This is a genomic window from Lactobacillus sp. HMSC08B12 (genome assembly GCF_001808415.1).
GTDB classification, from domain to species: Bacteria; Bacillota; Bacilli; order Lactobacillales; family Lactobacillaceae; genus Lactobacillus; species Lactobacillus delbrueckii.
The window spans coordinates 1-9983 of record NZ_KV793168.1 but is presented as its reverse complement, the minus strand read 5'-3'; the positions used below and the strand labels follow the sequence as shown (position 1 = coordinate 9983).

Below are 9983 nucleotides of genomic sequence, written 5' to 3'. Positions count from 1 at the left end.
ATTAATACTTTTTAACAGTCACAACCTTTTTCTGGCTTTTTAGTTAAAAATTACAGGAGTGTTAAAAAATGCGATATCTAGAAAATTCTCTAGCCATCTTTTAATTTTTTTGCCATAATATATAAAAAGCATGAGGCTTTTAACCTAGGATACCAGAATCAGCATAAACGAGAAGATGTTTGACGAAATTTGTTAGTTATTGAGGAGAAAAAAGATGAAGGCATACTTGTTCGGCGTTACGCCGGTGGAAGAAGCTTTTTTAAAAGAGTGGCAGGACCAGCACCCAGATGATGAAATTTCTTATACCCACAGCCCTTTGACGGCCGATAATTTAGAGCTGGCCAAGGGTTTTGAGGCGGTTTCGACCCAGCAGGAGGAGCCCTTGACGGCGTCTGACCTTAAGCCCTTGGCGGCTGGCGGCGTCAAGCACCTGGCCTTGCGGAAGGTGGGGGCGGACAATATTGACCTGGAAGCGGCAGCTAAATACGGAATTACCGTTGCTAATGTGCCGGCTTATTCGCCGCGGGCAATCGCGGAAAACGGCTTGACCGGGGCCATGTACCTCTTGCGCAAGTGGGGTTACTACCACCGGAAGATGCGGCGGGGAGACTTCACCCGGTCAACGGAACTGATGAGCGATGAGATCTTCAACCAGACGGTCGGCATCGTCGGCCTGGGCCGGATCGGGGCAGCTGCGGCGGAAATGTACCATGCCCTGGGGGCCAGAGTTATCGGCTATGACCCGGTTTACAATGCTTCTTTAGAGCCCTTTTTGGACTTCGTCGATTTTGAGACCTTGATCAAGGAAAGCGACATCGTCCAGGTGCACATTCCGCTGACTCCGGAAAACAAGGGCATGTTCAGCGCCAATGAATTTGCCAAGATGAAGGACGACGCGATCCTGGTAAACCAATCAAGAGGCGAACTGGTCGATACCGCGGCCTTGATCGTGGCCTTGAAGTACCATGAAATCGGCGGGGCCGCCCTGGACGTTTTGGAAGGGGAAGAAAAAATCTTCGGCCGCAAGTTTGAGGATGTGGGTTCCCTGCCGGACGAGTACACGGAGCTGATCAACCTGCCAAACGTGGTCATGTCCCCGCACTCTGCCTACTATACCAAGATGGCGGTCAAGAATATGTTCTTCCAGAGCATGACCGATATCGAGCGGACCCTGTCCGGGAAAAAGGCCTTTTTCAAGGTGAATTAGCGAAAAAGCAGTAAAATAAAGCGAAAAATGAAGAACATAGACAAGCCCTGGCAGGCTAATCCTGCCGGGGCTTTTTGTAAAGATTAACACCCGGTAAAAAATTCTGTTAGACTTAAGGTGAAGTGAAGTAAAAAGTTTTTGCAAAGGACAAGGAAATGGCAAATCAAGACCAAGCATATTTAGATTTACTAAAAAAGATCATGACGGAAGGCAATGACAAAAATGACCGGACCGGGACGGGAACCAGAAGCCTCTTTGGGGCCCAGATGCGCTTTGACTTAAGCCAGGGCTTCCCGATCCTGACGACCAAGCGGGTGCCTTTCGGCCTGATCAAGAGCGAGCTTTTGTGGTTCTTGCGGGGGGACACCAACATCCGTTTCTTGCTTGAACATAAAAACCACATTTGGGACGAATGGGCCTTTAAAAATTGGGTGACCAGCCCGGAATACCAGGGCCCGGACATGACTGATTTTGGCCTTAGGAGTCAAAAGGACCCAGGGTTTAAGGCAGTCTATGACGAAGAAATGCAAAAGTTCTGCCAGCGGATTCTGGATGATGAAGCTTTTGCCCAAAAATACGGCAACCTGGGCGACGTCTATGGGGCCCAGTGGCGGCACTGGGGTAAGCGGGACGGCGGCTTTATCGACCAGATCGCGGACGTGATTGAGCAGATCAAGACCAATCCCGACTCCCGCCGCTTGATCGTAACGGCCTGGAACCCGGAAGACGTTCCTTCCAGCGCCCTGCCGCCGTGCCATGTCCTCTTCCAGTTTTACGTGGCTGACGGCAAGCTCAGCTTGCAGCTTTACCAGCGCTCAGGCGACATGTTCTTAGGCGTGCCCTTCAACATTGCCAGCTACTCTTTGCTCTTGTCCTTGATTGCCCGGGAGACCGGCCTGGAAGTGGGCGAGTTTGTGCATACTATTGGGGATGCCCACATTTACAAGAACCACTTTGCCCAAGTGGAAGAGCAGCTGAAAAGAAAGCCGTTTGACGCGCCAACTTTGTGGCTGAATCCAGAGAAGAAAAAAGTGGCTGATTTTGAAATGGCTGATATTAAATTGGTCAACTACCAGCACGGGTCTACAATCAAAGCCCCGGTCGCCGTTTAGAAAGGGTGAAGAAATGCTTAGCTACGTTTGGGCAGAAGATGAAAAAGGCGCCATTGGCTACCAGGGCCGCCTGCCCTGGCACCTGCCGGCAGATTTAGCCCATTTTAAGGCAAAAACCATGGGCCACCCCATGCTGATGGGAAGAAAGACTTTTGAGTCCTTGCCGGGCCTGTTGCCTGGCCGGCAGCATGTCATCCTTTCCACCAGGAAATTAGACCTGCCAGCTGGAGTTCTGCAGCTGAAAAGCGAAGAAGAAGTTTCCGCCTGGCTGAAGGAGCAGGCGGGGGAAGTCTGCGTTATTGGCGGCTCCAGCCTCTTTGCCCTGCTGGCTGACCAGGTTGACAAGCTGGAAGTGACCCGGATCAAGGGAATTTTTCCCGCTGACACCTACATGCCAAACCTTGACTGGGCGGCTTTTGCCCTGGTAAAGAGTGAAGCCCACCAGGCAGACGGTAAGAATAAGTATGACTATGTCTTTGAGACTTACCTGCGTAAAAAATAGCAGGCAAGCAGTGAAAAGTGAGATGTGAGTGTTATGAAAACAAATTTGGAGACGGGCTTGACCGAGGAGGAGGTCGCGCAGAAAAGCGCGGCCGGCAAGGTCAACACCACCATTGATGATGAGTTCAAGACCAACCGGCAGATCATCGTTGAAAACACCTTTACCTACTTCAACTTGATCTTCCTAGTTTTGACCATCCTGCTTTTGATTGCCGGGGATATCCGGGATCTGACCTTTTTGCCGGTAATCATTTTGAACACGATCGTGGGGATCGTCCAGGAAATCCGGGCAAAATCTGTTTTAAGCAAGCTGCAGGTTTTAAACCAGACCAAGCTTTTAGCCCTGAGAGGCGGAAAAAGGCGGCAGGTGCCAATCGACCAGCTGGTTGAAGGAGACCTAGTCCTCTTGAAAGCTGGTGACCAGATCCCGGCCGACGCCAAGGTGGTCGACGGCAGCGTCCGGGTAAATGAATCCCTTTTAACCGGGGAAAGCGATGAAATTGCCAAGGAAGTTGGCGACGAGCTCTTATCCGGTTCTTTCGTCGTTTCCGGCGAAGTCATGGCCCAGCTGGTCAAGGTGGGCAGCGAATCCTACATCGCAAAATTGACGGCGGAAGCCAAGGCCATGGGCGAGGGAGAAGAGTCAAAGATGATCCGGGCCATCAACCGCTTGATCAAGTGGGTTGGCATCATCATTATTCCAATGGGGCTAGCCCTTTTTGCCCAGGCCTACTTCCTCAACCACCGGTCTTTTGCTGAATCCATCAGTTCCATGGAAGCAGCCATTATCGGCATGATCCCGGAAGGGCTCTACCTGCTGACAACGGTTGCCCTGGCGCTGGCCGCCATGCGCCTGGCCCGCAACCAGGTCATGCTGCACGACATGAAGAGCGTGGAAACCCTGGCCCGGGTCAATGTCCTCTGCGTTGATAAGACAGGGACGATTACTGAGCCGAAGATGGCGGTGGAAAAAGTCGTCCCGGCAAAAAATTACCCGGGAAATGATTTGGAAGACCGGCTTGCCGCCTACGTTTCCAACATGCCTGTCGACAATATCACCGCTGAAGCCTTGAACCAGAAGTTTGGCCAGGACCAGCCCCTGGTCAATGCCAAAAGGATTATTCCTTTTACCTCAGTCAACAAGTACAGCGGGGCGGTTTTTGCAGGCTACACCCTTTTGCTGGGGGCGCCGGAAATGATCCTTCGCTCGCAGCTGAAAGCCTGCCAGGAAGAATTTGCCCGCTACCCGGAAGAAGGATACCGGGTCCTGGCCTTTGCCAAGTATCCAGCAGAACTGGCAGATGAAAAAGAGCGCCTGACCCAGGAGGTCGAAGTCCTGGGCTACGTCCTTTTGTCCAATCCGATCCGGAAAGAGGCCAAGGAGACTTTTGCATACTTTGCCAAGCAAGGGGTGGAAATCAAGGTTATTTCCGGGGACAACCCGGTCACCGTTTCCCGGGTGGCCGGCCAGGCCGGGATTGCCGGGGCAGAGAAGTACATCGATGCCCAGACGATCAAGCCAGGCGAATATGAGCAGGCCATGGCTGAATACAATGTCTTTGGCCGGGTCAAGCCGGAGCAGAAGAAAGAATTCGTCCAGGCCCTGCAGAAGATCGGGAAGACCGTGGCCATGACCGGGGACGGGGTTAACGACATCCTGGCCATGAAGGAAGCTGATTGCAGCATTGCCATGGCTTCAGGCAACAGCGCGGCTGTTCAGGCTTCCCAAGTGGTCTTGCTGGACTCAAACTTTGCCAAAATGCCCCAGGTGGTCAATGAAGGCCGGCAGGTGGTCAACAATATTGAACGTTCAGCTGGCCTCTTTTTAGTCAAAAACATCTTCTCCTTGCTGATGGCGGTCTTTTCCTTGATCTTGACGATCAACTACCCGATCAAGCCGGCCCAGATCACCTTGATCTCCAGCTTTACGATTGGCCTTCCGTCCTTCCTTTTGGCCCTGGAAAAGAACCATTCCCGGATCCGGGGCAATTTCACGGTCAATATCCTGACCAAGTCGATTCCAGGCGGGATTACCGACTGGCTGGCCGTCAGCATCCTGGTCTTGACCAACAAGTTTACCAATATCGGGGACAATGAAGTCGCTACCGCGTCAACAGCTCTCCTGGTCCTGGTGGGCTTGATGGTCCTCTTCTGGATCTCCCGGCCACTTAACAAGTACAAGCTGGGCGTTTTGGCCCTGTCGGTGGTCTGCATCATCTTGTCAATCATCTTCATCCCTGGCTTCTTCAAGCTGAGTCCTTTGTCAGGCCGGGCTGTCTTCACGGTTGTCGTCCTTTTCTTTGCCGGCATGACCCTCTTCAGAATCATGTCGCGGATCTGCGACGGAATCAAAGAAGTCAGCAACGTGCTGACGGAGAAGGGGAAAGACGCCAAGCTGCGGGACCTTTTAGCCGCTTATGGCAAGGACCGGGACGAGCTTTAACAGTTTTTTTTAGAAAAAGGCTTGACTTGCTTAAAAAATAATGATAAGTTTAGAGCATCAAGTTAAGAAAAGTTATCTCGAAAAGCAGAGTAGTCGGGTGACGATCCTTTACAGAGAGGCGGCAGATGGTGAAAGCCGCCAGGAGAGTTCCGGTGAACATGGGCTTGGAATGATATGCCGCGGTGATATTTAGCCGCTGCCGGGGTTGCTCTCGTTAAACAAGCAAGCTGTTTCTATTTGTCAGAGACAGCTGGTGAGATTTATTACGTAAGTAATGAATGAACTAAAGGTGGTATCACGAGCGCTCGTCCTTTATCAAGGACGGGCGCTTTTTCTTTTCTATTCGAATTTGACTGCCGCTTTTTCGGGATTGCTGCTGTGTTTCTGGAGGTATTAATCATGAGAAAAAAGAAACAAAGAAACATTATTATCGCTATCGTGTCCGTTGTGGTCCTTGCCGTTATCGCCTTCTTCTCCTTTGGCAAGAAGGGCAGCCAGCAAAGCGCCAAGACGGTGACGGTAACCGTCGGGACTGTCGGGGCAACCAAGGCTGAACGGGCCATCTGGAAGAGTGTGGCGGCAACTGCCAAGAAGAAGTATGGTATCATTGTCAAGACCAAGAACTTCTCTGACTACAACCAGCCAAACAGCGCCTTGAAGTCAGGGGACCTGGACCTTAACGCCTTCCAGCACTACAACTTCCTCAACAACTGGAATAAGGCTAACAAGAGCAACCTGGTTGCCATCGGCAAGACCTACATCGCTCCAATCCGCCTTTACTCACTGAAGTACAAGTCACTGAAGTCCCTGCCTAAGGGGGCAACGATCGCCATTCCAAACGACGCGACCAACGAAGCCCGGGCGCTTCTGGTTCTGAAGAACGCTGGCCTGATCACCCTGAAGGGGACCAGCGCTACCAAGCTGTACTCAGTTGCTGACATCAAGAGCAACCCGAAGAACTTCAAGATCAAGGAAGTTGCGACTGAACAAGCTGCCAGAGTTCTGAAGTCAGTTGACGCTGCTGTTGTCAACAACGACTACGCTAACCCAGCCGGCCTGGGCGACAAGCAAACCATCTACGTTGAACCAATCAACAAGGACTCATACCAATGGATCAACATCATCGTTGCCCGCAAGAAGGACAAGAACAAGAAGGCTTACAAGGAAGTCGTTAAGGCTTACCAGACTGAAAAGACCAAGCAGCTGTACAAGAAGTACTACGGCATCAAGCAAGTTGCGGCTTGGGACGCCAAGTTCTAAGATTTTTAACTTAACCTAGAAAGAAGCTTTGATCATATGAGCATTATTCAACTGGACCACGTCAGTGTGACTTTTAAGCGGAAAAAGGCTACCGATGTGCAGGCCGTGCAGGATGTGACTTTGCACATCGAAAAAGGCGACATCTACGGGATCGTCGGCTTTTCCGGGGCCGGGAAATCAACCCTGGTCAGAACCATCAACCTTTTGCAAAAGCCAACGGCCGGAGACGTCGTGGTTGGGGGTGTTGACTTTGTCAAAGACGGCAAACAGGTGATCAGTGGCAAGGACCTGCAGGCCCACCGCCGGAAGATCGGGATGATTTTCCAGCAGTTCAACCTGCTTAATGAAACGACCGTTATTGAAAATATCGCCTTTGCCCTCAAGCACTCAGACCTGTCTGACGATGAGCTGGAAGAAAAATGCCACAAGCTTCTGAAGCTGGTTGACCTGGAAGACAAGGCCAATGCCTACCCGGCCCAGCTCTCCGGCGGCCAGCAGCAGCGGGTGGCGATCGCCCGGGCCCTGGCTAACGATCCGGAAATCCTTTTGTCAGACGAAGCAACCAGTGCCCTGGATCCGCAGACGACTATCCAGATCCTGGACCTGTTGAAGAAACTGAACCGGGAACTGGGCTTGACCATCGTTTTGATCACCCACGAAATGGCCGCGGTCAAGAAGATCGCCAATAAGGTGGCGGTCATGGAAAACGGCCGGGTTGTCGAAAACGGCAACTTGCGGGATGTCTTCCTGGCGCCAAAGGCTGAATTGACCCAGAAGTTCGTCGGCGGTTCTTTGGCTGTAGTTGACACCTTGAAGAGCCTCAACATCAGCCTGGCTGAAAACGAAGCCCTCTACCAGCTGGTCTACAGCTTGAACAATGTGGCCAAGTCAATCATCATCGAGCTTTACCGGGAAGTCGGCGTGGAAGCTTCGATGCTCTACGGCAATGTGGAAGTCCTGGCTGACGAACCGGTCGGGACCCTGCTGGTCACGGTCAAGGGGGATGCTGACAAGCAAAAGGCAACCTTGAAGTTCTTAAACGATGAGGGTATCACGGTAACGGAATTAGACGAAAGAGGTAACCGCTTATGATTAATGGTTTGGTACACTGGATCGCGCAGAACTTCCCGAATATTTACAACTTGGGCTGGACCGGGGACACCGGGTGGGGCACCTCCATTCTGCAGATCATCTACATGACCTTCTGGCCGTCAATCTTCGGCGGGGTCCTGGGCCTCTTCTTCGGGGTCATCCTGGTTTTGACCGAGCCAGGCGGGATCTTGGAAAACAAGTTCTGGTTCAACTTCTGCGACAAGCTGATTTCCATTTTGCGGGCCATTCCTTTCATTATCCTTTTGGCCTTCATTTCACCTTTGACCCGCTTGATTGTCGGGACGGAAATCGGGGACACGGCTGCCTTGGTCCCGCTGACTTTAGGGATCTTCCCATTTTATGCCCGCCAGGTCCAGGTCGCTTTGGAAAGCTTGGATCCGGGCAAGGTTGAAGCAGCCCAGAGCTTGGGCGCAAGCAACTGGGACATTATTTTTGACGTCTACCTCAAGGAAACGCGGTCAGAAATCATCCGGGTGTCAACTGTTTCCATCATCAGTTTGATCGGCTTGACTGCCATGGCCGGGGCCGTTGGGGCCGGTGGTCTGGGTACGACCGCCATCCAGTACGGCTACCGCGACTTCGCTAACGACGTGACCTTCCTGGCCACTGTCCTGGTCGTCATCATGATCTTTATCGTGCAAGTGGTTGGCGACTTCCTGGCCAAGAAGCTGAACCACCAGCATCGGTAAGAAATTTTTGGAAAGAATCTTCTCTTTGCAGGAGATTCTTTTCTTTTTGCCTTTTTGAAAGTAAGAAAAGAATTTACATTTTTGAAAAATAGCCTTTTCAATTTTAAAAAGTTAAAAAATGGTTTATAATGTGGAGGTAAGTAATAAATAATTGAGTAGAGGAACTATCATGGCAAAATACGAATTTAAGTCCAGTCCAATCGATTTAGTCAACCCAAGCTACGACTTGGTAGTTATCGGGGCCGGTGGTACCGGTTTGTCTGCTGCCTTGCAGGCACATGAACTCGGCGCCAGCGTGGCTGTTTTTGAAAAGAACGAAGTTTTGGGCGGGAACACCAGCAAGGCTTCATCAGGGATGAACGCGGCTGAATCCCTGGTTCAATTCAAGCACGGCATCATCGACAACAAGGCCGACTTTTACCAGGAAACCCTTAAGGGCGGCGGCAACTTGAACGATGAAGCAATGCTGAGCTACTTCGTTGACCACGCTGCTTTGGCAATCGACTGGCTGAAGCAATATGGCGTTGAGCTGGATGACTTGACGATTACCGGGGGGATGAGCAAGAAGCGGGCCCACCGGCCAGCATCTATGGCGCCAGTTGGCGGTTATTTGATCACTGGCCTTTTGAAGAGCATTGAAGCAGCCCGGATTCCAGTCTTCAACAAGACCAAGGTTGTTAAGCTTTTGCAAGACGAAAAGGGCAAGGTAACTGGCATCGACATCGTTGGCCCAGACGGCCGCCGGAAAGTTATGGCCAAGGCTGTTATCCTGGCAACTGGTGGTTTCGGCGCTTCTAAGGAAATCATCAAGAAGTACCGGCCAGACCTGGAAGGCTACAAGACGACCAACCAAGCCGGCGCTACTGGTGACGGTCTGATCCTGGGTGAAGAAGCCGGGGCAGAATTGGTGCAAATGGACTTCATCCAAGTTCACCCAACCGCGCAAACTGATGGTGAAAAGACCTTCTTGATCGGGGAAGCTGTCCGGGGCGAAGGCGCTATTTTGGTCAACAAGGCCGGCCAGCGTTTCATCAACGAACTGGACACCCGGAAGGTTGTTTCAGCAGCCATCACTGGCTTGAATGAAGACGGTGCCTACCTCATCTTTGACCAAGGCGTCCGTGACCACGTTAAGGCAGTTGAATTTTACGACCACATCGGCCTGGTAGAACATGGGGCTACTTTGGAAGAACTGGCTGGCAAGATCGGCGTTGACGCTGCTGGTCTTGAAGCAACTGTTGCCAGCTGGAACGAAGCAGTCAAGGACCAAGACGACCAAGCCTTTGGCCGGACTACCGGGATGGACCGCGACATTTCAGTTGCGCCGTACTTTGCTATCCACATTCACCCAGCCATCCACTACACGATGGGTGGTCTGCACATCAACCTTGAAACCCAGGTTTTGGGCAAGGACGACAAGGTGATTGAAGGCCTCTACGCCGCTGGTGAAGTTTCCGGGGGCCTGCACGGCAACAACCGGATCGGCGGTAACTCAGTTGCTGAAACTGTAGTCTTTGGCCGGCAAGCTGGTATTCAAGCAAGCAAGTTCGTGCGCGGCGAAAACTAAGCTGAAAAGAACAAGTTACAAAAGAATACTATTTTAGACAGCAGCTCTTAGGCTGCTGTCTTTTTTTAGGTTCAGTATAAATTCTTGTGTA

Annotated in this window: 8 protein-coding genes and 1 other annotated feature; all 8 genes read left to right on the top strand. The window is 51.7% G+C overall.

What is annotated here, in order from left to right:
* The first annotated feature begins 214 nt into the window (after positions 1 to 214).
* The gene (locus HMPREF3168_RS05665; protein ID WP_003613668.1) at positions 215 to 1207 is read left to right on the top strand and encodes a D-2-hydroxyacid dehydrogenase; all 993 of its coding nucleotides are present in this window, start codon (positions 215 to 217) and stop codon (positions 1205 to 1207) included.
* Positions 1208 to 1362: 155 nt separating this feature from the next.
* Positions 1363 to 2319 (top strand): thymidylate synthase, encoded by a 957-nt coding sequence (locus HMPREF3168_RS05660; protein WP_003613671.1) that lies wholly within the window; start codon positions 1363 to 1365, stop codon positions 2317 to 2319.
* A gap of 13 nt (positions 2320 to 2332) precedes the next feature.
* On the top strand, positions 2333 to 2821 hold the full coding sequence (locus HMPREF3168_RS05655; protein ID WP_003613664.1) for a dihydrofolate reductase: 489 nt from the start codon (positions 2333 to 2335) through the stop codon (positions 2819 to 2821).
* A gap of 33 nt (positions 2822 to 2854) precedes the next feature.
* Complete coding sequence (locus tag HMPREF3168_RS05650; protein ID WP_003613665.1) at positions 2855 to 5263, top strand: HAD-IC family P-type ATPase; 2409 nt, start codon at positions 2855 to 2857, stop codon at positions 5261 to 5263.
* A 68-nt stretch (positions 5264 to 5331) separates the two neighbouring features.
* Positions 5332 to 5579, top strand: a binding site (T-box leader).
* Positions 5580 to 5662: 83 nt separating this feature from the next.
* The gene (locus HMPREF3168_RS05645) at positions 5663 to 6523 is read left to right on the top strand and encodes a MetQ/NlpA family ABC transporter substrate-binding protein (RefSeq protein WP_003613667.1); all 861 of its coding nucleotides are present in this window, start codon (positions 5663 to 5665) and stop codon (positions 6521 to 6523) included.
* A 36-nt stretch (positions 6524 to 6559) separates the two neighbouring features.
* Positions 6560 to 7615, top strand: coding sequence for a methionine ABC transporter ATP-binding protein (locus tag HMPREF3168_RS05640; protein ID WP_003613669.1), 1056 nt, complete (start codon positions 6560 to 6562; stop codon positions 7613 to 7615).
* Positions 7612 to 8325 (top strand): methionine ABC transporter permease, encoded by a 714-nt coding sequence (locus HMPREF3168_RS05635; RefSeq protein ID WP_003613663.1) that lies wholly within the window; start codon positions 7612 to 7614, stop codon positions 8323 to 8325. The genes HMPREF3168_RS05640 and HMPREF3168_RS05635 overlap by 4 nt, the downstream gene beginning before the upstream one ends.
* Positions 8326 to 8494: 169 nt before the next feature.
* Entirely contained in the window at positions 8495 to 9892 is a 1398-nt protein-coding gene (locus HMPREF3168_RS05630; RefSeq protein ID WP_003613666.1) for a flavocytochrome c, read from the top strand.
* Positions 9893 to 9983 lie beyond the last annotated feature (91 nt).

Excerpts from the sequence above, each read along its gene's own strand:
- HMPREF3168_RS05650 (WP_003613665.1), top strand. The coding sequence starts at position 2,855 with ATGAAAACAAATTTGGAGACGGGCTTGACCGAGGAGGAGGTCGCGCAG.
- HMPREF3168_RS05665 (WP_003613668.1), top strand. The coding sequence starts at position 215 with ATGAAGGCATACTTGTTCGGCGTTACGCCGGTGGAAGAAGCTTTTTTA.
- HMPREF3168_RS05635 (WP_003613663.1), top strand. The coding sequence starts at position 7,612 with ATGATTAATGGTTTGGTACACTGGATCGCGCAGAACTTCCCGAATATT.
- HMPREF3168_RS05660 (WP_003613671.1), top strand. The coding sequence starts at position 1,363 with ATGGCAAATCAAGACCAAGCATATTTAGATTTACTAAAAAAGATCATG.
- HMPREF3168_RS05655 (WP_003613664.1), top strand. The coding sequence starts at position 2,333 with ATGCTTAGCTACGTTTGGGCAGAAGATGAAAAAGGCGCCATTGGCTAC.
- HMPREF3168_RS05645 (WP_003613667.1), top strand. The coding sequence starts at position 5,663 with ATGAGAAAAAAGAAACAAAGAAACATTATTATCGCTATCGTGTCCGTT.
- HMPREF3168_RS05630 (WP_003613666.1), top strand. The coding sequence starts at position 8,495 with ATGGCAAAATACGAATTTAAGTCCAGTCCAATCGATTTAGTCAACCCA.
- HMPREF3168_RS05640 (WP_003613669.1), top strand. The coding sequence starts at position 6,560 with ATGAGCATTATTCAACTGGACCACGTCAGTGTGACTTTTAAGCGGAAA.